The sequence below is a fragment of the Hymenobacter edaphi genome (genome assembly GCF_003258365.1).
GTDB lineage: Bacteria > Bacteroidota > Bacteroidia > Cytophagales > Hymenobacteraceae > Solirubrum > Solirubrum edaphi.
In genome coordinates, this window is the sequence record NZ_QHKM01000001.1 from 695,005 (window position 1) to 717,788 (window position 22,784).

General features: G+C 66.0%; 23 protein-coding genes. 8 read left to right on the forward strand and 15 right to left on the reverse strand.

The window, feature by feature from the left end; genetic code table 11:
- Window positions 1–14 precede the first annotated feature (14 nt).
- Both DLM85_RS02780 and yihA read right to left on the reverse strand, forming a co-directional pair.
- Window positions 15–491, reverse strand: coding sequence for an energy transducer TonB (locus DLM85_RS02780; RefSeq protein ID WP_111476533.1), 477 nt, complete (start codon window positions 489–491; stop codon window positions 15–17).
- Between the two features lie 78 nt (window positions 492–569).
- Window positions 570–1,187, reverse strand: a complete 618-nt coding sequence (yihA, locus tag DLM85_RS02785; RefSeq protein WP_111476534.1) for a ribosome biogenesis GTP-binding protein YihA/YsxC — start codon at window positions 1,185–1,187, stop codon at window positions 570–572.
- Between the two features lie 484 nt (window positions 1,188–1,671).
- Here yihA and DLM85_RS02790 point away from each other — a divergent pair, with 484 nt between their 5' ends.
- The 4 genes from DLM85_RS02790 (at window position 1,672) to DLM85_RS02805 (ending at window position 6,406) form a co-directional block, all read left to right on the forward strand.
- Entirely contained in the window at window positions 1,672–3,948 is a 2,277-nt protein-coding gene (locus tag DLM85_RS02790; protein ID WP_165821985.1) for an OmpA family protein, read from the forward strand.
- A gap of 133 nt (window positions 3,949–4,081) precedes the next feature.
- On the forward strand, window positions 4,082–4,807 hold the full coding sequence (gene ubiE / locus DLM85_RS02795) for a bifunctional demethylmenaquinone methyltransferase/2-methoxy-6-polyprenyl-1,4-benzoquinol methylase UbiE (RefSeq protein WP_111476535.1): 726 nt from the start codon (window positions 4,082–4,084) through the stop codon (window positions 4,805–4,807).
- Window positions 4,756–5,556 (forward strand): type IX secretion/gliding motility protein PorT/SprT, encoded by an 801-nt coding sequence (gene porT / locus DLM85_RS02800; protein ID WP_111476536.1) that lies wholly within the window; start codon window positions 4,756–4,758, stop codon window positions 5,554–5,556. The genes ubiE and porT overlap by 52 nt, the downstream gene beginning before the upstream one ends.
- Window positions 5,557–5,653: 97 nt before the next feature.
- Complete coding sequence (locus DLM85_RS02805; protein ID WP_111476537.1) at window positions 5,654–6,406, forward strand: SDR family NAD(P)-dependent oxidoreductase; 753 nt, start codon at window positions 5,654–5,656, stop codon at window positions 6,404–6,406.
- 144 nt (window positions 6,407–6,550) lie between these two features.
- On the opposite strand, the gene DLM85_RS02810 is transcribed toward DLM85_RS02805, so the two are convergent.
- Complete coding sequence (locus DLM85_RS02810; protein WP_111476538.1) at window positions 6,551–7,207, reverse strand: alpha/beta hydrolase; 657 nt, start codon at window positions 7,205–7,207, stop codon at window positions 6,551–6,553.
- A gap of 48 nt (window positions 7,208–7,255) precedes the next feature.
- Window positions 7,256–7,756 carry a cytidine deaminase gene (locus tag DLM85_RS02815; protein ID WP_243635851.1) on the reverse strand — a complete coding sequence of 167 codons (501 nt, stop codon included), beginning with the start codon at window positions 7,754–7,756 and terminating at the stop codon, window positions 7,256–7,258.
- Between the two features lie 193 nt (window positions 7,757–7,949).
- Here DLM85_RS02815 and DLM85_RS02820 point away from each other — a divergent pair, with 193 nt between their 5' ends.
- Genes DLM85_RS02820 through DLM85_RS02830 form a run of 3 tightly spaced genes read left to right on the forward strand, consistent with a single transcriptional unit; the run spans window position 7,950 to window position 10,964 of the window.
- A complete protein-coding gene (locus DLM85_RS02820; RefSeq protein ID WP_111476540.1) occupies window positions 7,950–9,305 on the forward strand; it encodes a saccharopine dehydrogenase family protein in 1,356 nt (451 codons plus the stop codon).
- Between the two features lie 23 nt (window positions 9,306–9,328).
- Window positions 9,329–10,270: a hypothetical protein gene (locus tag DLM85_RS24875; RefSeq protein WP_133256855.1), complete on the forward strand. Its 942-nt coding sequence runs from the start codon at window positions 9,329–9,331 to the stop codon at window positions 10,268–10,270.
- A complete protein-coding gene (locus tag DLM85_RS02830; protein WP_111476542.1) occupies window positions 10,263–10,964 on the forward strand; it encodes an ATP-binding cassette domain-containing protein in 702 nt (233 codons plus the stop codon). The genes DLM85_RS24875 and DLM85_RS02830 overlap by 8 nt, the downstream gene beginning before the upstream one ends.
- A gap of 381 nt (window positions 10,965–11,345) precedes the next feature.
- Here DLM85_RS02830 and DLM85_RS02835 read toward each other — a convergent pair whose 3' ends face one another.
- The 8 genes from DLM85_RS02835 to DLM85_RS02870 all read right to left on the reverse strand — a co-directional run bounded on the left by DLM85_RS02835 (window position 11,346) and on the right by DLM85_RS02870 (window position 19,361).
- Complete coding sequence (locus tag DLM85_RS02835) at window positions 11,346–11,666, reverse strand: DUF6686 family protein (RefSeq protein ID WP_111476543.1); 321 nt, start codon at window positions 11,664–11,666, stop codon at window positions 11,346–11,348.
- Window positions 11,667–11,822: 156 nt separating this feature from the next.
- A complete protein-coding gene (locus DLM85_RS02840; protein ID WP_111476544.1) occupies window positions 11,823–12,866 on the reverse strand; it encodes a hemin-degrading factor in 1,044 nt (347 codons plus the stop codon).
- Window positions 12,867–12,887: 21 nt separating this feature from the next.
- Window positions 12,888–13,706 (reverse strand): heme ABC transporter ATP-binding protein, encoded by an 819-nt coding sequence (locus DLM85_RS02845; protein WP_111476545.1) that lies wholly within the window; start codon window positions 13,704–13,706, stop codon window positions 12,888–12,890.
- A gap of 191 nt (window positions 13,707–13,897) precedes the next feature.
- The gene (locus DLM85_RS02850; RefSeq protein WP_207890946.1) at window positions 13,898–14,248 is read right to left on the reverse strand and encodes a VOC family protein; all 351 of its coding nucleotides are present in this window, start codon (window positions 14,246–14,248) and stop codon (window positions 13,898–13,900) included.
- A gap of 103 nt (window positions 14,249–14,351) precedes the next feature.
- Window positions 14,352–15,455 carry a FecCD family ABC transporter permease gene (locus DLM85_RS02855; RefSeq protein WP_111476546.1) on the reverse strand — a complete coding sequence of 368 codons (1,104 nt, stop codon included), beginning with the start codon at window positions 15,453–15,455 and terminating at the stop codon, window positions 14,352–14,354.
- 82 nt (window positions 15,456–15,537) lie between these two features.
- A complete protein-coding gene (locus tag DLM85_RS02860) occupies window positions 15,538–16,377 on the reverse strand; it encodes a heme/hemin ABC transporter substrate-binding protein (RefSeq protein ID WP_111476547.1) in 840 nt (279 codons plus the stop codon).
- A gap of 159 nt (window positions 16,378–16,536) precedes the next feature.
- Window positions 16,537–17,175, reverse strand: a complete 639-nt coding sequence (locus DLM85_RS02865; protein ID WP_111476548.1) for an HmuY family protein — start codon at window positions 17,173–17,175, stop codon at window positions 16,537–16,539.
- 53 nt (window positions 17,176–17,228) lie between these two features.
- Window positions 17,229–19,361 carry a TonB-dependent receptor plug domain-containing protein gene (locus tag DLM85_RS02870; RefSeq protein WP_111476549.1) on the reverse strand — a complete coding sequence of 711 codons (2,133 nt, stop codon included), beginning with the start codon at window positions 19,359–19,361 and terminating at the stop codon, window positions 17,229–17,231.
- A 281-nt stretch (window positions 19,362–19,642) separates the two neighbouring features.
- Between DLM85_RS02870 and DLM85_RS02875 the strand changes: the two genes are divergently transcribed.
- Entirely contained in the window at window positions 19,643–20,164 is a 522-nt protein-coding gene (locus DLM85_RS02875; protein WP_243635852.1) for a hypothetical protein, read from the forward strand.
- A gap of 98 nt (window positions 20,165–20,262) precedes the next feature.
- Here the strand turns inward: DLM85_RS02875 and DLM85_RS02880 are convergent, their stop codons facing one another.
- The 3 genes from DLM85_RS02880 to rnhA all read right to left on the reverse strand — a co-directional run bounded on the left by DLM85_RS02880 (window position 20,263) and on the right by rnhA (window position 22,724).
- Window positions 20,263–20,985: a tRNA1(Val) (adenine(37)-N6)-methyltransferase gene (locus DLM85_RS02880; protein ID WP_243635853.1), complete on the reverse strand. Its 723-nt coding sequence runs from the start codon at window positions 20,983–20,985 to the stop codon at window positions 20,263–20,265.
- The gene (locus DLM85_RS02885; protein WP_111476552.1) at window positions 20,925–22,082 is read right to left on the reverse strand and encodes an acyltransferase family protein; all 1,158 of its coding nucleotides are present in this window, start codon (window positions 22,080–22,082) and stop codon (window positions 20,925–20,927) included. Before DLM85_RS02885 ends, DLM85_RS02880 begins: the two co-directional genes overlap by 61 nt.
- Before the next feature lie 174 nt (window positions 22,083–22,256).
- Window positions 22,257–22,724: a ribonuclease HI gene (gene rnhA / locus DLM85_RS02890; protein ID WP_111476553.1), complete on the reverse strand. Its 468-nt coding sequence runs from the start codon at window positions 22,722–22,724 to the stop codon at window positions 22,257–22,259.
- Window positions 22,725–22,784: the final 60 nt, after the last annotated feature.

Consider the following 22,784-nt stretch of genomic DNA (forward strand, 5'->3'; position numbering starts at 1 on the left):
AGAAAAAAGCGGGGTTATTCGGCCACCGTGTTGGCGCCGGCCGCGCCCAGCTTGAAGCTGATGGGCAGGCTGGTCAGGATGGGGTACTCGGGCTTCTTGAATTGCAGCAGCTTCACCAGGCGCAGGGCCTCCTCGCCGGTGCCGCCGCCTACCTGCTTTACGAGCTTCACGCCGCTCATGGTGCCGTCCGGCGTCAGGGTGAAGCTCACGATGCAGGTACCCTGAATGCGGTTGCGGCGGGCCAGCAGCGGGTACTTCATTTCCTTGTAGATGAAGTCGTACATGGCCTGCTGCCCGCCTTCGTAGTACTCGGCCACGGGAATGGATTTCGGGGCCGCCGTGGCAATTTTGGTAACCGGGTCCTGCGCCGGGGCCACTTCGGGAGCCGGCGCGGTGCCTTCGGTTTTCACTTTCACTTTCTGCTGGGCCAGGGCGGGCAGCGCAACCAGCGCCGACAGGGCCAGGGCCAGCGTGAAGGTGGTCTTTTTCATGGAGAGGAGGGGTGGAAAAGAGAAGGAAACAAAACGAGTGCGCAGCGCGCGTTCCGGCATGGCAATTACGCTGCCAATCTACGCATTCCCTTCCGTTTCGTGCATCTGCCCGTTCACCTCGTCGATGAAGGCCAGCACCGCGTCGCGCCCTTCCCGGGCCGAGGCCGAGGTGATAAACCAGCGCGGCAGTTCGTCCCAGGTTTCGCTCATCTTGGCCAGGAACCCGTCCACGTTCTGCTGGGTTTTGCCGGCCGACTGCTTATCGGCCTTGGTGAAGGCCAGCACGAACGGCACGCCCCGCTCCCCCAATTCGCTAATAAACTCCAGGTCAACGGGCTGCGGCGGCAGACGCGAGTCGATGAGCACAAATACGCAGGTCAGATTTTCGCGCTTCGACAAATAAGCCCAAATCATTTTGCGCCATTTAGCGCGCGACTCCTTGCTCACGCGGGCGTAGCCGTAGCCCGGCAAATCAACCAGGTACCACTGGTCGTTAATAATGAAATGGTTGATCAGCTGCGTTTTGCCCGGCAACGACGACGTTTTGGCCAGCCCGGTACGGTTGGTCAGCATATTGATCAGCGAGGATTTGCCCACGTTGGAGCGCCCGATAAAGGCATATTCGGGCAGCGCAGCCGGCGGGCACTTGGCCACCTCGGTGTTGCTGGTCAGAAAACGGGCGTCACGAATGTGCATATTTACCGGGCCTTGAATGGAGTGAATTACGCCCGCAAAAGTACGGGGCTGCGGATTAGGGATTAGAAGTCCTATTTTTTCTAGGTTCGTATTAAATTTTCGGCCAGTCCCCTTGCTATTATTATTGTGCGTCTATATTTGTGCGGCTCCTAGTGGGTTTTTCACACTTTTTTGCAAGCGGCAAAATCACGAAACTCTTGGGTGTCAGCTTGCCAGCGGATTGGATACGGCGAAGGTCGTATTATAAAATTTTTATCTTTGCCCGTAGCAAACCCGTTTTCGGGCGTTTCTGCGGGGGTTAGAAAGAAATCAGCTCTGAACTGAAGAGCGGGCTTCTGCGCAAAATTACCCGGCGGCAAACTAACCTTAAGGCAGCTTTTGAGTATATAGGGACGCTTTTGCTAACCCTAGCCCCGTTTTTCGGGAGTACGCAAAGCACCGCACAACCCTTCTCTGCAACTCCATATTCCAAACTCCCCTTCCAATGGACAACTTCGTCAGAAGGTTACTACAGGCTTCGGTGGCCATGGCCCTGACTGCTGCGGTGGCTCAGCCTTCGATGGCCCAAGGCACCCGAAAGCAACTCAAGACCGCCAATAAGTTCTTTGACCAGGAGAACTACCGTGCCGCCATTCCCTACTACGAGCAAGTACTGGCCAAGGACCCCAACAACGCGCTGGCGCTGTTCCGGGCGGGCATCTCGTACATGTCGTTCGACAAAGAAAAGGCCAGCGACTACATCTACAAGGCGCAGAAGCTGAAGCCGAAAGTCTCGAAAGACGTAGAGTACTGGCTCGGCCGCGTCGACCACCTGAACTATAACTTTGACGAGGCCATTGCCCACTTCCAAGCGTACAACGCCACGCTGAAGAAGAAGGACACCCGCAAAGCCCAGCTGGCCCAGCTGATTCAGCACGCCAAAAACGCCAAGATCCAGTTCAACTCGCCCAAGGATATCTTCGTCAAGAACCTCGGGCCGACGGTGAATACCTCGTATTCGGAGCACAGCCCGGTAATTTCGGCCGACGACAAAGTGCTGCTGTTCACTTCGCGCTCGGGCGAAGCCCGCGGTGCCGACCCGAACAACACCACCCCCAGCGGCAAGCAGAAAGTAGCCGCCGACGGCGAGTACTACGAGGACATCTACGAGTCGAAGCGCCTGGGCGAAGACGAGTGGGAAAAGCCCCGCTCGCTGTCGGGCGCGCTCAACGGCAAGGGGCACGACGCCTCGATTCAGGTGTTCGACAACGACACCAAGCTGCTGATGTACCGCAACGACGAGAACGGCGACATCTTCTACTCGGAGAAGACGGGCGCCGACTGGTCGGAGCCGAAGAAGCTGAACGGCAACATCAACTCGAAAGCTTTCGAGTCGGATGCCTACATCACCCCGGACGGGCTGACCATCTACTTCTCGACCAGCAAGTACTCGGAGGATAACACCCTCGACATCTACTACGCTACCCGTCAGCCCGGCGGCGACTGGGGCCCGGCCAAGAGCATCGGTAACCAGATCAACACCAAGTACGACGACGACAGCCCCTACATCAGCCGCGACGGCAAGACGATGTACTTCGCCTCGCGTGGCCACAACACGATGGGCGGCTACGACATCTTCAAGTCGAGCTGGGACGAGGCGGCCCGCGCCTGGGGCCGCCCCGAGAACATGGGCTACCCGGTGAACACGCCGGACGATGACACCTACTACCGCCTCTCGCCCGACGGTTCGTACGCCTACCTCTCGTCTTACCGCATCGGCGGCTACGGCGAGAAGGACATCTACACCATCAACTACATCAAGAACGTCAACATCAAGGGCAAGGTCTTCTCCTCCCGCGACTCGACGACGGTCATTCCCGGGGTAGAGCTGGTGTTCAACGGGCAGACGGCTTCGAAAGAGGTTATCAGCTTCCGCGACGTGACCAAGCCCGACTCGGGCAACTACCAGGTGAATGTGCTGTCGGGCCGTTCGTACCAAGTGGCCTTGTCGAAAGACGGTAAGAACATTACGACGGAGGAGTTTGCCGTGCCGGTGGTAACGAACGATTCGACCACCATCACCAAGAATTTCTACATCCCGTACGTAGACACGACCTCCCTGGCGGGCGTGAACATGAAGCCGATCTACTTCGATACGGACAAGTACAACCTGCGTCCGGAATCGGTGAAGCAGCTGAATAATGTGGCCGGCATCATGAAGTCGAACCCCGGGCTGAACATCTCCATCGAGGGCCACTGCGACTCGCGTAACACCGACGAGTACAACATGGTGCTCGGGCAGAACCGCGCCAACTCGGCCTTCAACTACCTGAAGAAGAATGGTGTGGGCGATACCCGCATGGTGACGGTTAGCTACGGTGAGCGTCGCCCGGCCGCCCCGAACGATTCGCCGGAGAACATGCAGCTCAACCGCCGCGTGGAATTCAAGCCGATTCTGAAGGAAGGCCAGACCATCAACGATGTGATGACGGCCCCCGGCGGCGGTGCCAGCACCAACACCACCACGACCGGTACGACCACGACGACCACCGGCACTTCGACCCGCACCACGGCCCCGCTGCAGCCCGGCAAAACCAAGGCTAAAACGGCCGACGGTACCAAGGTGAAAACCAAGGTGGACGAGGACAGCGACAAAGTGAAGGTGAAAACCAAAGGCGCCGACGACTCGAAAACCAAGACCACGACCAAAAACGGGGAATTGGACGGCAAAGCCAAGGACGCCGCCGGCGACAAGACCAAAGTGAAAACCAAAACCGAGTAGTACCCCCGGTTTTGGCACCCTGAAAAGCGGGTCGGACCAGTGGTCCGACCCGCTTTTTTTTAACAATATGCGGGCGGCTCCGTTCTAATTGGGCAATTTGCGGCCCCTTTGGCCGTTTGTACGCCCACCGCCCATGACCGTAGTACCCTACAAAGACGACCCCACCGGCAAGAAGACGCAGGTCGCGCAGATGTTCAACAGCATCGCGGGGAAGTATGACTTCCTGAACCACTTCCTGAGCGCCGGCACCGACATCTACTGGCGCCGCAAGGCCGTGGGCGAACTGAAAGCCCTGCACCCGAGCCGTATTCTGGACATTGCCACCGGCACCGGCGACTTCGCCTTCGAAACCCTGAAGCTGGGCGAGCAGGCCCACGTGACGGGCGTCGACATCTCGGAGGGCATGCTGGAAGTGGGCCGCCGCAAGGTGCGCGACCGGGGCCTGGGCCACCGGGTGGAGCTGCAGCTGGGCGACTCCGAGAACCTGCCCTTCGAGGACAACACCTTCGACGCGGTGACGGCTTCGTTCGGGGTGCGTAACTTTGAAAACCTGCGGCAAGGGCTGGCCGAGATGCAGCGCGTGCTGCGGCCGGGCGGCAAAGTGGTGATTCTGGAGTTTTCCAAGCCCCGCAAGTTTCCCTTCAAGCAGGCCTACAACTTCTACTTCCGGCACATCCTGCCGGTATTCGGCAAACTGATTTCCAAGGACCGCGCGGCCTATACTTACCTGCCCGAATCGGTGCAGGCCTTCCCCGACGGTCCGGATTTTCTGACCATCCTGCGCGAGGTCGGATTTACTTCTCCCCAATGGCAACCGCTCACCTTCGGCATCAGCTCCATCTACACCGCCACCAAGTAACGCTGCGCCTGCTGGCGCTGCTGCTGCTGGCCCTGCCCACGGCGGCCCTGGCCCAGAATAAAAGCTACACCAAAGCCAAGCGCGGCAAGAACGGACAGGTGAAATCGGTGACGGTGAACAACCTGCCGGGCTACGACGAGCGGTGGTACCGCCCGGGCTTCTGCATCGGGCTGAACATGTCGCGCTACCGGCTGGAACACTCGCAGTACTACGTGGACCGCATCAAGGGTGGCACCGGCATTGCGGCCAACGCCAAGGTGAGCCCCGGCTTCGCGGTGGGCTTCGTCAACGACGTGCGCCTGGCCGACCACTGGAACCTGCGCTTTATTCCCGGCGTGTCGTTTCTGACGCGGCAGGTGGAGTTTACGCCCGTCGGGAGCGTGTCGGAGGAAATCAACGACCAGGAAATCGGCTCGACGCAGCTGGACGTGCCGCTGCTGATCAAGTTCAAGTCGGACCGGCGGCGCAACACGCGCGTGTACATGGTGGGCGGCGTGCGGCAGAGCTTCAACATCGGCAACCGCCGCCGCGACCCGGAGCGCAACCAGATGCAGGTGGGCACCTCGGACTTTGCCATCGAGTACGGGGTAGGGCTGGACCTGTTCTACCCGTTCTTCAAGTTCGCGCCCGAGCTGCGCTTTTCGCACGGCCTGACCAACCTGGCCCAGCCGGGCGCCCCCGACCTGTACTCGCGCAGCTTTCAGCGCATCCGCAGCAACACGGTGACGCTGTACTTCACGTTTGAATAAGTTTTGATTGCTCGATTGCTGCATTGCTTAATTGTTGACTGTTCTCATCCGAACGACCAACAATTAAGCAATGCAGCAATTTAACAATGCAAGAAAGATGAAAACAGCACTTGTAACCGGCGCTTCGTCGGGTATCGGGCGGGCTACGGCGGTGGCGCTGGCGCAGGCGGGCTTTCGGCTGGTGATTACGGGGCGGCGGCGGGAGCGGCTGCAGGAGCTGGCCGCCGAGCTGGCCCCCGCGCCGGTGCACATTCTGACCTTCGACGTGCGCGACCGGGCCGCCGCCATTGCGGCCGTCAAGAGCCTGCCGGAGGCGTTTCGGCAGATTGACGTGCTCATCAACAACGCCGGCAATGCCCACGGGCTGGCCCCGATCCAGGAGGGCGACCCGAACGACTGGGACCTGATGCTGGACAGCAACGTGCGCGGCCTGCTGAACGTGACCCACGCGGTGCTGCCGCTGATGCAGGAGCGGCGCAGCGGCTTTATCGTCAACATCGGCTCCATTGCCGGGCACGAGGCCTACGCCAACGGCAACGTGTACTGCGCCTCCAAGGCGGCCGTGGCCTCGCTCAGCAAGGGCATGCGCCTGGACCTGATCAGCCTGGGCATCCGGGTGGCGGAGGTAAACCCCGGGGCCGTGGAAACCGAGTTTTCGGCGGTGCGCTTCAAGGGCGACGCGGAGCGCGCGGCCAAGGTGTACCAGGGTTTTGAGCCGCTCAAGCCCGAGGATGTGGCGGAGGTTATCCAATTCATGGTGACGCGCCCGCCGCACGTGACGATTTCGGAAGTCACCATTCTGGCCGGGGCCCAGGCCGCCGCTACGACCATCGTCAAGCAGCCGGTGTAGCGTCGACTTTAGCTACGGTTGGTTCAGCTCGCGTGTGGGTGCGCGGTTGACGGGTAGACGTATATTGTTCTGGTAGACGCGAACTGAAAGTCTGCGCTGCAACGCAACGGCCCGCTGAGTAGCGGGCCGTTTGCTTTTCCGTGCTTACTGCTGCGCCAGCTGATGCAGAATGGGCGGCTTCATTTCGTGGCGGCCCTCAAACCAGATCATGTGCGGCTGAGCCCCCAGCTGGCGCAGCAGGGCCAGTTGCTCGTTGACGCGCTCCTCGGGCAGGTAGCTGTCGGAGTCGCCGCAGACGACGGTGAGGCGAGGAATGCGGGCCAGCAGGGCAGCGGCTGCGGCCGGGTCGACGTCGTTGGGGAAGGTGCCGGCCCAGAGGACCAGATGGACCGGCGTGAAGCGGCTGCGCAGCAGCCAGCGGCTGACGGTGGTGGCACCCTGCGAAAAGCCCAGCACCGTTACTTCCACATCGGCAGGGCAGGCGGCCCGCAGCTGGTGCAGCAGGGTGTCGAGGTAGGCCGAGAAGTCCTCGATTTCGGTGAGGCGGTCCTCGCTCGTCATCCAGGTAGCGCCCACGCGGCCGCCGTTGCCCTGCAGGTAGAACCTGGAGAGGCCCTCGGGTGCTACGACCACCGTGCCGGGCACGTGGTCGACGGCCAGGCGAAAATGGCGGATGAAGTAGCTGGCCAGCTGGCCGTAGCCGTGGCAAACCACGAAGAGCTGGTGGGCGGTGGCCAGCTCGCCGAGCTGGTAGTAGCGGGCGGTGCGGGGCACCTGCAGACGGTGTTCGTGGGCTTCCATGGCGGGCAACTGAGCGGGCGGGCGAATAACCGCCGCCCGCCCGTTTGGTTAGCCGCGGGCTGGTAGCACGTCCGACATAAATTGGAAGGGCAGCAGGTCAGCCAGGCTGCGGAAGCGCCAGATGGTGCCGTTGGGGCCGGGCAGCAAGAGCGGAATCGGCTGGGCCTGCCGGCTTTCGGACTCGGCCATCACCTGACGGCAGGCGCCGCAGGAGGTGACGGCCACAAATTCGCCGTTTTGGGGACGGGCGGCCACGGCCATCAGCTTGACGGTGCGGCCGGGCTGGCCGTTCAGGCCGAAGAGCACGGTGCGCTCGGCGCAGAGGCCCGACGGGTAGGCCGCGTTTTCCTGGTTGGTGTTCCAGGCGATGCTGTCGTCGTCGAGCAGCAGGGCGGCGCCGACGTGAAAGTGGGAGTAGGGCGCGTAGGCGTGGTCGGTGGCGGCCTGGGCGGCCTGCCAGCAGCGGGCCTCGTCGGCGGAGAGTTCGGCCGGCGTCAGCACGTCGGCGGTAATGGTCAGGTTCAGGGTTTGGGCCATCAGACGGCTCAAAAACGGCGGGAAAAAGAAGGGAATGCAGCCACCTGACGGCGGCCCCCGTTGGGCCACGGGGGACGAAAATAGTACATTTCGGGCAGGAATCAGTTGTCGGTTGCCAGTTGCGAGTTGTCAGTGAATAGAAAATTCGCAACTAATCAGGCCTGACAACTGAGGCCTGACAACGGATAACCCCATTCCCACCCGCATGACCCGCATCCTCCTGCTCGGCGCCGGCCGCTCGGCTTCGTCCCTGATTCAGTACCTGCTCCGCCACCTCGCCGCCGAAGACTGGCAGCTCACCATTGCCGACGTGAACCCCGAGCCGCTGCGCGCGGTGGTGGCTGCGCACGGCGAGCGGGCCCGGGCCGTGGCCTTCGAAATCGGGCAGACGGAGCGGCTGCACGAGCTGGTGGCCGCGCACGAGGTGGTCGTGTCGATGCTGCCGGCGCTGTTTCACCCGCTGGTGGCCCAGGCCTGCCTGCACCACGGCCGGCACCTGGCCACGGCTTCGTACGCCACCGAGGAAATCCGCGGCTTCGACGCCCCGGCCCGGGCGCAGGGGCTGACGTTTCTGATGGAATGCGGGCTCGACCCGGGCCTGGACCACATGTCGGCGCTGCCGGTGATTGAGGAAATCCGGGCCCAGGGCGGGCGGCTCACGTCCTTCAAATCGTACTGCGGCGGGCTGATGGCGCCCGACTCGGAGGGCGACAATCCGTGGCGCTACAAATTCACCTGGAACCCGCGCAACGTGGTGGTGGCCGGGCAGGGCACGGCCCGCTACATCGAGGGCGGCCACCCGCGCTTTATTCCCTACCAGCAGCTGTTTCGGCGCACTGAGCGGCTGGCCGTGCCCGGCTACGGCGAGTTTGAGGGCTATGCCAACCGCGACTCGCTCAGCTACCGCCCGCTCTACGGCCTCGACGACATTCCGACCATGCTGCGCGGCACCCTGCGCCGCCCCGGCTACTGCGCCGCCTGGGCCGCCCTGGTGGCCCTGGGCCTCACCGACGACTCCTACCACCTCGGCAACGCCGCCGAGCTGCCCTGGGCCGAGCTGATTGAATCATTTCTGCCGCCGGCGGCCTCGGATGCGGCCCTGCCCGCGCGCGTGGCCGCCTGCCTCGGCCTCGACCCCGCCGGCGCGGAAATGCAGCGCCTGCGCTGGGCCGGCCTGTTCGGCCCCGCGCCGGTGGGCCTGCCCGACGCCACGCCCGCCCAGCTGCTAGAGCGCCTGCTGACGGCCAAGTGGCAGCTGCTGCCCCACGACCACGACATGATTGTGATGCAGCACCTGTTCGAGTACGAGCCGGCCGACGGCGGCCCCGCGCAGCAGCGCACGTCCTCCCTGGTGGTCATCGGCGACGACGCGGTGCACACGGCCATGGCCAAGACCGTGGGCCTGCCGCTGGGCATGGCCGTGCGGCGCCTGGCCCGGGGCGAGGTGGCCCACCGCGGCGTGGTGGTGCCCCTCCACGCCGATTTGTACCAGCCCATCCTGCAGGAGCTGGCGGCCGACTACAACATTCATTTTGTGGAGACGGCGCACGCGCTGGCCTAGCCCCGCCGCGTTACCAGGGCCTGATGAAAAACTACCTGCTCCTGCGCCTGCGCACCCAGACCCGGCAATGGGCCGAGCTGGGCTGGTGGCGGGCCGGGCTGCTGCTGCTCATCCTGGCGGGTGCCGCCTCGCAGCTGCTGCGGCTGCTGCTGCTGCACCCCGCCGCGCAGTGGGCCCTGCCGCCTGTGCTGCTGCTGAGCGTGGCCGGCGCGCACCGGCAGCGCCAGGACCTGGCATTTCTGCAGCTGACGGCCCCGCAATACCGCCGCTGGCTGGCGGGGGAGTACGCCCTGGCGGGCCTGCTGGGGGCGGCGTTTCTGCTGCCCGGTGGCTACTGGCTTAGCGCCGCTCTCTCGGTGGTGCTGCCCCCGCTGGCCGCCGCCCTGCCGGCCACCACTGAGCGCACGGCCCGCAACCGCCGCAGCCTGGTGCGGGCCGAAGCCTTCGAGTGGGTGAGCGGGCTGCGGCGGCGCCTGGGCTGGCTGCTGTGGCTGCTGCTCGTGGGCCTGACGGCGGGCCTGCGCCAGCACACGGCCGCGCCGGCGCTGGGCCTGGGCGCCTGGCTGCTGGTAACGGTCAGCTTCTACGACGTGCCCGAGCCGGTGCCCATGCTGCTGGGAGCCGCCCGCAGCCCCGGCCAGTGGCTGCGCGGCCGGCTGGGCTGGGCCGGGCTGTACTTCGGGCTGACGGCGGCTCCGTTTCTGACGCTGCTGGTCCTGGGCCCGGCCGGCTGGGGCGGCGCCGCCCTGCTGCTGGTCTGGGGCCTGACGGTGCTGACGCTGGTGGTGCTGGCCAAGTACACGTTCTACCCGCACGCCACCACCATGCGCTACGCCCAGGCCGGGGTGGTGGCGCTGGGCTTCCTTATCCTGGCCGACTCGGTGTACGCTTCGCTGCTGGCCGCTGCGCTGCTGGGCCTGGTCTGGCGCAGCCGCTACCGCCTTCGTTTCTACCGCTATGATTAGCATCCGCGACCTGCACTACCGCTACGGCTCCCACGAAGTGCTGCGCGGCGTGAGCCTGGCGCTGCGGCCGGGCGCCATTCACGGCCTGGTGGGGGCCAACGGCGCCGGCAAAACCACCCTGCTCAGCTGCCTCTACGGCCTGCTGGCCGATTACCAGGGCTCGGTGCAGGAATCCGAGGGCCGGCCCATCCGCGAGTGCGCCGGCCTGCTGCCCTACGAGCCGTTCTTCTACCCGCGCCTGACCGGCCGCGAGTACGTGGCTTTCTGCCTGCAGGCCCGGGGCATGCCCGTGCGCGGCCTCGACGGGTGGAACGAGCTGCTGGAGCTGCCCCTCGATCAGTACGCCGAAACCTACTCGGCCGGCATGAAGAAAAAGCTGGCCCTGTTGCCGCTGCTGGTGCAGCCCTTCCGCTACCTCATCCTCGACGAGCCCTTCAACGGCCTCGACCTGGGCACCAACCTGCTGCTGATGGAGATGCTGCGCCGCCTGCGCCGGCAGGGCACGGGCCTGCTGCTGACCTCGCACCTGCTGGGCTCCCTCACCGAGCTCTGCGACGAAATAACTGTGCTGGCCGACGGCCAGGTGCTGCGCCACTACGGCCAGCCCGAGTTCGGCGCCCTCGCCACCGACCTGCTCGACAACCTGCACCAGCACAAGCTGCAACGGCTGCGCACGCTGCTGCCGGAACGGTAACCGGGTGCTGAGAAAAGGCCGTGGCCAAACCCTGGCTGACCCGCTCATCGAACCGTGCGCCCCGGGCACTTGCTTCCCGCGCTACCGGCCCCTTTCGGGTAAAAAAAGCCGCAGAGCTGCCTCGCAGAACTTCGCAGGGGTACTTGGGAAACATCGAAACGCCATTTTGGGGCACAGTCCCTTGATGCTAATAACCGCTGCTAGAGTGGGTAGAAGAGGTTGAGAAATGGTAATTATGCTTCTACCTGAACGGGGTAGAAGCTGCTGTACAAACTAGATGTGCTTTCTACCTAAGCTTGGTAGCGGCTAGCAAAGAAAAGAGGGCCGGCTGCTACCTGGGAAGGTAGCAGCCGGCCGAAAAATCATCGTTGGCAAACCCGCTTACGAAGCCTCCAGAATCTGCTCCACGTCCAGCAGCAGCTTGGTGCTGGTCAGCAGGTCGTTCAGCCACACCAGCTCGTTCAGGCTAAAGAGCAGCGTGAGGTTGTCGACGGGGCTGCGCAGGCTGATGCGGCGCAGGTCGGGCTCCGCAGCCGCGGCCAGGGCGTGGCCGTTGTAGAGGCGGTGAACCGTATCGAGCCAGGGCGCCAGCTCGTGGGGCTGCAGGGCCAGGGCCACGTTGCCGAAGTACAGGTGCAGGCAGCAGCCGCCCGGGCAGCGCATGGCGCAGCCGAACTCGTTGGAATGAAGGCACCGGTGCATGGTTGGGGAAGAGGGGTTTAGTTGTCAGTTGCGAGTTGTTAGGAGCCGGTTGTCAGGTCTTTCCGCAACCTGCCGCTGATGCGTCAGCGTACTCACTGACAACTGACAACTGACAACTGACAACTGACAACTGACAACTGACAACTGACAACTGGCTTACAGCTTGCTGATTAGTTCGCGCCAAGCCTGCTGCTCGGGAATGCCGGGCTTGCGCTTGCCGAAGAACAGCAGCAGGTTGCGGCCCTGCGCGTCGTAGAGCTCCAGGCTGTGCACCACGCCGTCGGCGGTGGGCTTTTTCACCAGCCAGGTTTGGGCCACGTCCTCCAGCTTCAGGTGCAGGTTGAAGTCGGGGTCGAGCACGTTGAACCAGGGACCAGTGACCACCAGGCGCTGCACCGGGCCGGTGTGAATCTGGATGCAGCCGCGGCTGGCCACGAACAGCATGATGCTGAGCTGCGCGGCCGCCGCCGCCTGCAGACCCCGCACGATGGCGTCGTTGTCGAGGCGCTGCACCAGTTCGGGCGGGCCCAGGCGCAGGGCCTGGGTGCGGCTCACGCCGAACTGGCGCAGCAGGCCAAAGAAGTCGTGGGTGTCTTGGAGGGCGCGCCAGCCGGCGCGGAAGCCCTCCACGTCGATAGCGGCGTCGGGCGTTTCGGGCTGGGGCGCCGGGGCGGGCTGGGTGGCCAGTTCGAGGCTCTGCTCCGGGGCGCGGTAGCGGGCCAGCAGCTGGTCGTAGGCGGCGGCGTGGCTGTCCTCGGTCAGGTAGATTTTGTGCACCGCCTCGCCGTCTGGGGCGAAGAATTGCAGGCTGCGGCGGCCGTTTTCCGTTACCGCGAAGCCGAAGTGCCAGTGCTGCATAAACAGACGCAGGTCGATGTCCTCGCCCAGGGTCAGGCCCATCGGGCCCTGAAACGAGGTCTTGAGGTAGGGCCCTTTCCGCTCGTGCACCACGCTGTCGTTGCGAGTCAGGGCCATCACGCGGCCCAGGCCCGATACGTCCTTGAGGATGGCCTGGAAGTCGTTGGTCAGGCGCAGCACGGGGGCGTCGGGCTGCCCGGTGCAGCGGGTGGCCAGCAGGGCGGCTTCGCTGCTGCCGAGCTGGCGGGCGGCGTCGCGGATGCGGGTTGTGGGGTTAGTGAGCTGGAGCTGGGCCCAGCGTTCGGCCAGCGGCGCGGGGTGCAGGTCGGCAGTGACGGACATAAGCAAAAGGAAAAACGGTGGTTACAAAGCAGGAGTCGGCCAGCAGCCGGGGGCCACGGCCGCCGGGCGCGGCACGGGCACGATAAGCGGGCAGCCCAGCGTGGGGTGCGGCAGCAGCTCCACGTCGAGGTCGAAGGCGTGGCGGATGTGGGCCGGGGTGAGTACCGCGGCGGGCGGACCGCCGGCCACCACTTCGCCCTGGCGCAGCAGCAGCAGCTGGTCGGCGTACTGCGCCGCCAGGTTGAGGTCGTGGAGCACGGCCACCACCCCGAAGCCGCGGCGCACCAGGGCGCGGGCCACTTCCAGGGTGTGGTGCTGGTGGTTGAGGTCGAGGCCGGTCAGGGGCTCGTCGAGCAGCAGAAAGCCGGCTTCGGCCTCCCACACCTGGGCCAGCACCCGCGCCAGCTGCGCCCGCTGCTGCTCCCCGCCCGAGAGCGTGGGGTAGCTGCGCCCGGCCAGCGGCGCGAGGCCCACCAGCGCCAGGGCCTGCTGCACCACGGCGTGGTCGGGCGGGGCGGGCTGGCCGCGGAAGTGGGGGTAGCGGCCCATCAGCACCAGCTCGCGCACCGGGAAGGCCAGCGCCAGGGGGTGCTGCTGGGTGAGCACCGCCCGGCGCCGGGCCAGCACGGCGGGCGGAATGGAGCGCAGCGGCCGGCCCTCAAACTGCACCGTGCCGGCGCTGGGCGTCAGGTCGCCGCTGAGCAGGCGCAGCAGGGTGGACTTGCCGGCCCCGTTGGCGCCCACCACGGCCAGCAGCTCGCCCGGTCGGGCCCGCAGCGTGACGTCGCGCAGCAGGGGCCGGCGGCCGGCCAGGTAGCTCAGGTTCTGAACGTCGAACATAGGCGGTAAAGTGGAGAGGTAGTGAAACGGGGAGGGCCGGTCGGTGTGGCGCGGGCCTGGCCACGCCTTCCTGCGGGTTAGCCCGCGTCCGAACGAAATCTGCCCGACGGCGCCTGCCAAACGCGGATGCCGTTCAGCGCGGCGGGGTGGACTGGTCGGGCATTCCTGTTATCAGCGGGTTATCAGCGACGTCAGTGGTCCGTTCGCCGCGCTTGAGCAGGTTGCCGTCCGGGTCGTGGAGGTAGCACTCGGTCATGCCCCGGGAGCAGGCCCGGGGGGCGGCGCGCGGGTGCTGCCGGCTGGCCGGCAGCACCCGCGTAAAAGGCGTGCAGGCCGCTGATGCGCAGGTAGCAGGAGCTGTTCTGGCACAGGTTTCGGTCGTCGGTCAGCCAGAAATGCAGCTCGTGGCCGCTCAGCGCCAGGATCAGAAATTCAGCGAAGACGCCGACCTCGCGGAAGCCCAGCTGCTGGTAACACCGGCTGGTGCGCCCCAGGTCCAGGCTGGGCAGCTGCGCCACGATGGCGTTAAGGGGAAAAGTCATGGGGAGTTGCCGGGGGCCAGTTGCCGGTTGTTCGTACGATGAGTGTTGTCATACCAAGTGATGACGCCAGCACAAACTCACAACTCGCAACTGGCAACCGAGCTCACGCCAGCCGGCGGCGTTTCTCGCGCAGCAGAATCCAGAGAAACACCGGGGCGCCGAGCAGGGCCGTGAGGATGCCTATCGGCAGCTCGGCCGGGGCCACGGCGGTGCGGGCCAGCGTATCGGCCAGGGTGAGGACCAGCGCCCCGCCCAGGGCCGAGGCGGGCAGCACCGTGCGGTGGTCGGGGCCGGCGGCGAGGCGCATCAGGTGGGGCACCACTAGGCCCAGAAAGCCGATGCTGCCCGCCACGGCCACCGAGGTGCCCACGGCCAGGGTGGCCAGCACGATCAGCTGCCGCTTCAGCCGCGTGACGGGCAGGCCGAGGTGGGCGGCCTGGTCTTCGCCCAGGGCCAGTAGGTTCAGCGGCTTGCCCAGGCGCGGCAGTAGCAGCAGCGGCCCGGCCAGCAGCGGCAAGGCGCCGAGCACCGTGGGCCAGGAGGCGCCGCCCAGGCTGCCCAGGCCCCAGAAGGTGATGCTGCGCAGCTGCTCGTCGGTGGCGGCGTAGGTGAGCACGCCGGTCAGCGCCCCGGCCAGGGCATTGACGGCAATGCCGGCCAGCAGCATGGTGGCCACCACCGCCCGCCCGGCTTCCTTGGAGAGCTGGTACACCAGCAGCGTGGTGCCGCAGGCCCCGGCAAAAGCCGCCGCGGCCAGCGCGTAAAAGCCGAGCTGCGCGCGCACGGCCGCCAGCAGGGTGGCTTCCAGCACGATGGTCGCCACGGCCGCCAGCGAAGCCCCGGCCGACACGCCAATCAGGCCCGGATCGGCCAGGGGGTTGCGAAACAGGCCCTGCAGGCTGGCACCCGCCAGCCCCAGCGCCGCCCCGATGAGTACGCCCAGGCACACCCGCGGCAGCCGAATGGCCCAGAGCACGGCCTCGTGCTGCGGCTCGAAGCCCAGGCCGGTGGCCAGGCCCAGCCTCTGCAGCAGAATGCCCACCACCGCTGGCACCGGAATGCGCATGGCCCCGGCCCCGGCGCTCAGCAGCACCGCCCCGAGGAGCAGCGCCGCCAGCGCCGGTAGCAGCAGGCGCCGCCGCCGGTCGGCGGCCGGGGCGGCGGGCGTAATGGGCGGGGGCGAAGGCAGGTCGGCTACGGCGGGCATGGGGGCGGTAAATGAGTGATTGGGTGATGAAGGCAGACGGGAAGGAGGAGCAGGCAAGCCTTGGGCTACTTCACTCCTTCACTCACTGACTTAGCTGCCGGGCCAGCTCGGCGGTGGCCTGGCCCAGGCGCGGGCCGAAGCCCGAGAGCAGCTGCCCGTCCATTTCCACCACGCGGCCGGTGCGGCCGGCGGTGGTCTGGGCCACGCCGGGCACTTTCAGCAGGCCGGCCTTGCCGCCCAGGCTCTGCAGGCCGCTGTCGAAGAGCAGCAGCACGTCGGGGTTGGCGGCCACCAGGGCTTCGGCGGTCAGGGGCCTGAAGTCCGCGAAACCGGTGGCGGCGTTCTGCCCGCCGGCCAGCCCGATGACGTTGGCCAGCGGGGTGTTTTCGCCGGCCACCATCAGGGTGCCGGCACCGCGGGCGTAGATGAAGAGCACCTTGGGCGCCCGGGCGGGCTTGCGGGTTTTGGCCAGGTCCGCGTCGAGCTGCCGGAGCAGGGCCGGGGCTTTGGCCGAGGCCTTGAACGCGGCGGCGACCTGCTGCACCAGCTGCTTGGTGCCCGCCACCGAGTACTGCTGCTGAAACAGCTGCACCACCACGCCCGCCGATTTCAGCTGGGCCGCTACTTCGGGCTTCAAGGACTCGGTGGTGCCCACCACGATGGTCGGGGCCAGGGCCAGCACGCCTTCGGCCGAGATGTTGCGGTTGTGGCCCACCTTGGGCAGCTTGGTCAGGGCCTCGGGGAAGGTGCTGGTCACGTCGACGCCCACCAACTGGCTTTGCAGCCCCAGCTGGCAGATGATTTCGCTGACCGTGCCGCTCAAGGACACGATGCGCGCGGGTGCGGCGGCAATGCCGCGCAGGGGCCCTAGCACCAGCAGGGCCAGCAGCGCAGTCTGAAAAAAGGAAAAACGCAGGTTCATATGCTCAGAAAGGAGAAGCGGGAAATAGTGCCGACGGCGGGCTACCCGGGGTTCAACCACCCACTCACCGGGTCCGGGCGGCCCGCGTCGGGCTTAATTGGGGCGTCACCGGGCCGGGGCCGCGCCTGGGGAAAGGCTTCCCGGGCCGATGACGGCGGGTTACTGCAGGTTCTTGCTGCCGTCGGGCTGGTACACGTAGCGGAACGAGTAGTAGCCGCTGGGCTCGGTGCCGGTGGGCGTGGCCGGGGCGCCCTGGTAGTAGTTGGTAATTTCCAGCTTGGCAAATTTGCCGGTGGCGGTGCGGAGGGCCAGGACGCGGCCGGCAATGGGCGAAATCACGTGCGTGGCGGAGTTATAGGTGTACCAGCCGTTGCCCGAGCCCGTCGGAATGGCTTTGGTGGGGCCGTCCACGGCGTAGCCGTCGGCGGGGGCCGTGGTCAGCTCCCCAAACAGGCCGGTTTTCACCTGGGCGCCGCCCTGGCCGGGGCCGCTGGAGCCCCCGTTGATGAGCACGGTGGTGCCGCGGAAGGCCACGTCCCACTTGGTCGAAGCCGAGTCGGCGTAGGGCACTTCCCGGGCCTCGGCCAGGCTGTAGAAGGTGTAGTGCCGGGGCGTGCCGGGCTGGCCGGTGCCGCTCGGGGCGGCGGGCTGCGGCGCCAGGCTGCTCACCGTCCGGGTTTCCAGCGCGGGCTTCACCGGGTCTGCCTGCTGGTCGTCGTCGTTGTTGCAGGAAGAGGTCAGGCCGAGGCTCGAAAAAGCCAGCGCGGCCAGGGCGGGGCGAAGAAACAGGTGGTTCATGTTGGGTTTGGAAAAAGAAAAACGGTTGAAATCAAGGGGCCGGGCCGGCCGGCTCAGCGGAGCTTGCCCAGCGCCACCTGCAGGCTGGCGTAGTACTGCCGGCCGGGCAGGGAGCTGATGTAGAGCGGGTTGGTGTAGTCGAGCAGGTTGTCGACGCCGGCCTGCAGGGTCAGGCGCCGGCGCAGGGTTTTGGCCGCCGCCAGGTTCAGCAGCCAGTAGCCGGCCACGTACTCGTTGTCGGCGTCGAGCAGGGCGTTGCCGTTCACGTCGCCGAAGCCGTAGCGGCCCCGGTACACGCCCCGGGCGCTGGCCGACCAGCCCTTCGGCTGGTTTTCGTAGAAGGCCTTCAGGTTGAAGCTGTGGCGGGAGCGGTTGTAGAGCCCGCCGTAGTCGCGGAGCTGTACCCGCTGGGTTTCCTGGGTTTGCGGGTCTTTGCGGTACACCTCGCCGGCGGCCAGGCGCTTTTCCGCGGCCTTGTCCCGGGCGAAGAGCAGCTGGTAGCCGCCGCTCAGCGTCAGGCCCGGCAGCAGGCGGTAGCGCGCGTCGGCCTCCGCGCCCTGGGTGTAGGCCCGCGTCACGTTGCGGTAAGAGTACACCGACTGCCCGTTGCTTTTCAGCGCCACCGCGGCGGTTTCGATCAGGTTGCGCAGGTCGTTGCGGAAGCCGTTCACCGTCACTTGCAGCCTGTCCGTGGGGTCGAGCTGCAGCCCCAGGTTGTAGGCCAGGGAGCTTTCGGCCCGCAGGCTGCTGGCCTGGGCCAGCACGGCCTCGTACACCACCGGCACCCCGGTGCCGGGGTCGGTGGCCAGCTGGCCCTGCGCCGCCAGCTGAGCCACTTTGGCGCGCACCTGGCCGGTGCCAAACACGCTGTAGCCCACCACCGGGTTGGCGAAGTTCAGGTAGAGCTGGCGGAAATCGGGGGCCCGGTAGCCGCGCCCCGCCGAGCCGCGCACGGCCAGCCAGGGCCGCAGCTGGTAGCGCGCCGACAGCTTGGGGCTCAACTGCCCCGCGTACTGGCTGTGCCCGTCGAAGCGCGCCCCAAACACTAGGTTCAGCCGCGCCGTGGGCGTCCAGTCGTACTGCCCGAACAGGTAGCCGGCGCGCTGCCGCTTCCGCGCGTCGTAGCGCGTGGCCGCCACCGATTCGAGGATGTAGCCCGCGCCCGTGGTCAGCACGTGGCCGGGGCGGCGCTGCCAGTCCAGCTGCAGCTCGGGGCGGGTGTAGTACTGGTGGAAATAGGCGCGGTCGTAGGGGCGGCCGTCGGCCTGGTAGGCGTAGTCTTCGCGGGTGCGGTAGCCGCTGTGGTAGAAGCGCGCCGTGGCAAACAGCCGGTCGGAGAAGCGGTGCGTCAGCACCGGGCTCAGGTTGTAGTCCTGCTGCCGCGACTGGTACCGCACCGCCGCCGGGGTGCCGGTTTCGCCCGTCACCGTCAGCTGGCTGGCCTGGCCTTCGGTGAAGTAGCGCCCGCTCAGGCTCAGCCCGGTTTGGGCCCCGAGCCGGTAGCTGAGGCGGGTCTGCGCGGTGTAGGAGCTGAACGGGGCCACCGTCGGTCCGTCGGCCGCCGGGGTGCCGCTCAGGGTGTAGCCGGCCGAGCTGTAGCGGTTCACGAAGGCCGTCAGCCCGAGGGCGGTGCCCTGCGCGCCGAAGCTGCCGCCCAGGTCGGCAGTGCGGTTCGAGCCGTAGCGCAGGCGCAGCGTGCCGCTGGTGCCCGGCTCGGGCTTGCGGGTGATGATGTTCACCACGCCGGCCAGCGCCTCCGAGCCCCACAGGGCCGAGGCCGGGCCCTTCACCACTTCCACCCGCTCGATGTTGCCCACCGCAATGCGCGCGAGTTCCAGCGTGCCGGCCGTGCGCCCGATCAGCGGCTCGCCGTCCACCAGAATCAGGGTGTATTCGGGGTTAAGCCCTTGCAGCTGAATACCCTGCCCGTGGTTGTTGACGGTCGTCAGGCCGGTTTGCTCGCGCAGCACGTCGCCCAGGCGCAGCGCCCCCATGGCCCGGATCTGCTGCTGACTGACCACCGTCACCGGAATCGGCACGTCGGTCAGGCTGCGCGCGGTGCGCGTGGCCGTCACCACCACTTCCCCGAGCTGCTGGCGCCGCAGGGTGTCGGGGCCGGCGGCCGGGGCCTGGGCCAGCGCGGGGGCGGGCAGGCAGAGCAGAAAGCAGAACGAAGCGTGGCGCATGGCGGGGCAGCAGAGGGCAGGAGCGGGCGGGTTGGGGGCCGCCGCCGGCTCGAATGACCGGCGGTGGCCGCACCGCTGTTCCCGCAGCCTTGTTTAGATACTTTCTAAACAGTGCCCAAAAGTAAGCCGCGCTCCTGGCGCCGCAAGGCTTATTTAGAATAATTTCAAATAAACTTGCTTTTACTGGCCGGCCGCCTCTACCTTCGCCACCATAACCCTCATTCCAGCCTGGATTCGCGGTTTGTGAATTGCGAATTGCCTGCTGCCAGCCCCGTTTCTGCATGCGAAAGCACAACGGTATGCGGCCCCAGGATGTGGTAGTGCTGCTGAAGATTACGACCCTCGGCGCCTTGCCCTGGCAAGGCAAAGACCTCGCCGCCGCCCTCCTGATCAGTCCCGCCGAAATTTCCGACGCCCTGCGCCGCTGCCGCTACGCCGGCCTGCTGCTCGAGGACGGCCGCACCGTGGACCGGCGCGCCCTGCTGCGCTTGCTCGTTCACGGCTTGCCCTACGTGTTTCCGGCCCGGCCCGGGGCCCTGGCGCCCGGCGTGCCCACGGCCCACAGCGCCGTGCCCGCCCTGCAAGGGCCCGCGGCCGCGCTGCCGCCCCACGTGTGGCCCAGCCCCGGCGGCCCGCTGACCGGCGCCGCCATCGAGCCGCTGTACCCCGGCGCGCCCGCCGCGGCCCTGCTCGACGCGGCCCTGCACGAACTGCTGGCCGTGGTCGATGCGCTGCGTCTGGGGCACGCCGGGCCGCAGCAAGCTGCCCGCGACCTGCTGCGGACGCGGGTAGGGCAGCCGTAAGCCCGCGGCCCGCACTACCATTGTTGAAGCCAGGCGGCGGGCGCGTGGCCGGCAGCCTTGGGCGGCTGCCCCCGCGGTGCCCGTCGGGCAGGGGCGAATCAGAATGCCAGGTAAAACTCGCGCAGCAGCGCCCGGAACTCGGCCGAATACGACTCGTCGGCGGCGTGAATGGTCAGCGGCGTTTCCGCGGGCGCCGGGTGCGGGCCGCGGGCAAAGCCGGTGATGTGCCGCAGCGGCTTGCTGCCTGGGCGGTGCCGCAGCACCAGGCGGCTGCGCGGAAAGAGGCCGGTGCGGGCTGCTTCCTGCTCGAACTCCCGCATTTCGGGCGGGGGCAGCAGCACCGTCAGGCGGCCGGCGGGGGCGAGGTGGCCGGCGGCAAACCCGGCCAGGGCCGCGAAGCTCAGCGTATCGTCGGTCGCGTGCCGGGCGGCGGTGCGCGGCGCGTCGGGCGAGCGGAGGGAGCGGCGAAAAAACGGCGGGTTGCTCAGGATGTGGTCGAAGGGCGCGGGCTGGGTGGCGGCAAACGCGGCCAAGCTCAGGGGATGCACCCGAATCCGGGCGGCCCAGGCGCTGGCGGCCACATTCTGCGCTGCCTGGGCCGCCGCCGCCCCGTCGATTTCCACGGCCTCGATGTGCGCCCCGGGGGCGCGTTGCGCGGCCATCAGGGCCAGCAGCCCGGTGCCGGTGCCCACGTCGAGCAGGCGCCCGGCGCCGGCCACGTCGGCCGCCGCGCCCAGCACGCACGCGTCCGTGCTCACCTTCATTGCGCAGTCACCTTGCTCAATGCGGAAGTGCTTGAACTGGAAATAGGAGTTTGCCAACCTAGTCGGGCGGTAAGGGCGCGGATGGCCTTGTTTGCGGGTTCTTCAAACAGGTAGAACAGGGCAATCGAGAACATGACCAGGTTCAGGAAGATCAGCAGGGCACCCAGGGGCGTTTTGGTGTTGATCTGCTCGGCCAGCAGCGCCTGGAAAAAGCCCATGTGAACCAGGTAAAAAGCATAGGAGCTTTTGCCCAGCACCGAGAATACGTTGGTTGACAACAGGCGGGAGACGAGGGTGCGTTCCTGAATCAACCCCAGGAAAAGCGTTGCCAGCGCCAACGGCAGGTAAATGTTGTTGACCGCTACGCCCAGCGGGTGCTTGGTGCCGAAAGGAATATCGTAAATGTGCTCCAGGCGAATAAGAAAATAAACGCCCAGCGCAAAAAACGCCAGGCCGGTATAGGTGAAAAACCGAAACCGGAACTGGTATTTCTTGATCAGAATAGCCAGACCAATGCCGATAAAAAACTCGATAAAGCGGCCGAAAAACGTAAAGGAAATTACCAGCTCATTGTCCTCAAAGAAGGGCATTTCCAGGGTGTTGAACAGGTACTTCAGGGCAAAGCCGGTCAGGGGCAGCAGGACCGTGGCCGCCACCCATACCAGGATGCGCCGGGCCCGGCCGCCGCTCTGCAGGGCCAGAAAGAAGACCAGGGCAAACAGGTAGAAGCATTCCTCCACGGTCAGCGACCAGGCCTGCTGCAGGCCGGTGCCGAAATACTTCCACGAAAATCCTTTCAGAAAGGTGATGTTCATGACGTATTCAGTCAGAACTTTCGGGACCGGGTCGTGCAGGTAAAACGTGGTAAAAATAATGGTGTTCAATAAAAAATAAAGCGGGTAAATGCGGGCGAAACGATTGGTGAAATAGCGGAAAATGTATTTCGCGTTAAATTCGGCTTTGTCCAGGTAGCGCGCGGCAATCAGAAAGCCGCTCAGCGTGAAAAATACCGTCACGCCGATGTGCAGCTCGTTGAATATGTCGCGCAGCGTCGGGCTGTTGAAGACGTCCAGGCCGGGGTTGAAGTGGTGCACATACACCATATAGGCGGCAATAGCCCGAATGCCGGTTAGTGGTTTGTAATACTGCTTCATGTGACCAGAATTGGTAGAACAAAAAGGAGGCGCTGCGTCGCCCCGGCAACTGCGTATAGAACAAGGCTTCCCCCAACCCGTGCTTTAGCCGCCGCACGGGCCGTTGGGGCAACTAAACAAGCCGGTAAAACTACGGACCCGCGGCCAGACGGCAATAAGCGCCAGCGGGCCGCGTCACGCCCGCTTGGCTTCGATCAGCTCGTAGCCTTCGTCGACGAGCAGGCGGCCCTGGGTGGCGCTGCCGACGGCCAGCCGGTCGCAGCGCTCATTTTCGGCGTGGCCGTTGTGGCCGCGCACCCAGCGGAACGTCACTTTGCGCTGCCGGTACACCTTCAGGAAGCGGCGCCAGAGGTCCTCGTTGGCTTTCTTGCCGAAGTCGGGCTTTTTCTCCCAGCCGAACACCCACTTCTTGTCCACCGCGTCGACCACGTACTTGGAGTCGGTCACGACGGTGATGGGTAGTTCGGGGCGGGTAATGGCTTCCAGCCCGACGATGACGGCCAGCAGCTCCATGCGGTTGTTGGTGGTCAGGCGGAAGCCCTGGGTTAGTTCTTTTTCGTGCGGCCCGAAGCGCAGAATGGCGCCGTAGCCGCCGGGCCCGGGGTTGCCGCGCGAGGAGCCGTCGGTATACAGGTGGATCAACTTGAATGTGCGGAATGTGGTGAATGTGCAGAATGTGGAACGAATGCGTAGAATGAGAGA

What these genes read in the sequence shown, in the direction of transcription:
- DLM85_RS02845 (WP_111476545.1), bottom strand. Translation starts at nt 13,706, where the DNA reads ATGTTCGACGTTCAGAACCTGAGCTACCTGGCCGGCCGCCGGCCCCTG.
- DLM85_RS02835 (WP_111476543.1), bottom strand. Translation starts at nt 11,666, where the DNA reads ATGCACCGGTGCCTTCATTCCAACGAGTTCGGCTGCGCCATGCGCTGC.
- DLM85_RS02885 (WP_111476552.1), bottom strand. Translation starts at nt 22,082, where the DNA reads ATGAAGCAGTATTACAAACCACTAACCGGCATTCGGGCTATTGCCGCC.
- DLM85_RS02875 (WP_243635852.1), top strand. Translation starts at nt 19,643, where the DNA reads ATGCGAAAGCACAACGGTATGCGGCCCCAGGATGTGGTAGTGCTGCTG.
- DLM85_RS02860 (WP_111476547.1), bottom strand. Translation starts at nt 16,377, where the DNA reads ATGAACCTGCGTTTTTCCTTTTTTCAGACTGCGCTGCTGGCCCTGCTG.
- DLM85_RS02810 (WP_111476538.1), bottom strand. Translation starts at nt 7,207, where the DNA reads ATGGAAGCCCACGAACACCGTCTGCAGGTGCCCCGCACCGCCCGCTAC.
- yihA (WP_111476534.1), bottom strand. Translation starts at nt 1,187, where the DNA reads ATGCACATTCGTGACGCCCGTTTTCTGACCAGCAACACCGAGGTGGCC.
- DLM85_RS02840 (WP_111476544.1), bottom strand. Translation starts at nt 12,866, where the DNA reads ATGTCCGTCACTGCCGACCTGCACCCCGCGCCGCTGGCCGAACGCTGG.
- DLM85_RS24875 (WP_133256855.1), top strand. Translation starts at nt 9,329, where the DNA reads ATGAAAAACTACCTGCTCCTGCGCCTGCGCACCCAGACCCGGCAATGG.
- DLM85_RS02805 (WP_111476537.1), top strand. Translation starts at nt 5,654, where the DNA reads ATGAAAACAGCACTTGTAACCGGCGCTTCGTCGGGTATCGGGCGGGCT.
- DLM85_RS02780 (WP_111476533.1), bottom strand. Translation starts at nt 491, where the DNA reads ATGAAAAAGACCACCTTCACGCTGGCCCTGGCCCTGTCGGCGCTGGTT.
- porT (WP_111476536.1), top strand. Translation starts at nt 4,756, where the DNA reads ATGGCAACCGCTCACCTTCGGCATCAGCTCCATCTACACCGCCACCAA.
- DLM85_RS02830 (WP_111476542.1), top strand. Translation starts at nt 10,263, where the DNA reads ATGATTAGCATCCGCGACCTGCACTACCGCTACGGCTCCCACGAAGTG.
- DLM85_RS02850 (WP_207890946.1), bottom strand. Translation starts at nt 14,248, where the DNA reads ATGACTTTTCCCCTTAACGCCATCGTGGCGCAGCTGCCCAGCCTGGAC.
- DLM85_RS02865 (WP_111476548.1), bottom strand. Translation starts at nt 17,175, where the DNA reads ATGAACCACCTGTTTCTTCGCCCCGCCCTGGCCGCGCTGGCTTTTTCG.
- DLM85_RS02870 (WP_111476549.1), bottom strand. Translation starts at nt 19,361, where the DNA reads ATGCGCCACGCTTCGTTCTGCTTTCTGCTCTGCCTGCCCGCCCCCGCG.
- DLM85_RS02790 (WP_165821985.1), top strand. Translation starts at nt 1,672, where the DNA reads ATGGACAACTTCGTCAGAAGGTTACTACAGGCTTCGGTGGCCATGGCC.
- ubiE (WP_111476535.1), top strand. Translation starts at nt 4,082, where the DNA reads ATGACCGTAGTACCCTACAAAGACGACCCCACCGGCAAGAAGACGCAG.
- DLM85_RS02820 (WP_111476540.1), top strand. Translation starts at nt 7,950, where the DNA reads ATGACCCGCATCCTCCTGCTCGGCGCCGGCCGCTCGGCTTCGTCCCTG.
- DLM85_RS02855 (WP_111476546.1), bottom strand. Translation starts at nt 15,455, where the DNA reads ATGCCCGCCGTAGCCGACCTGCCTTCGCCCCCGCCCATTACGCCCGCC.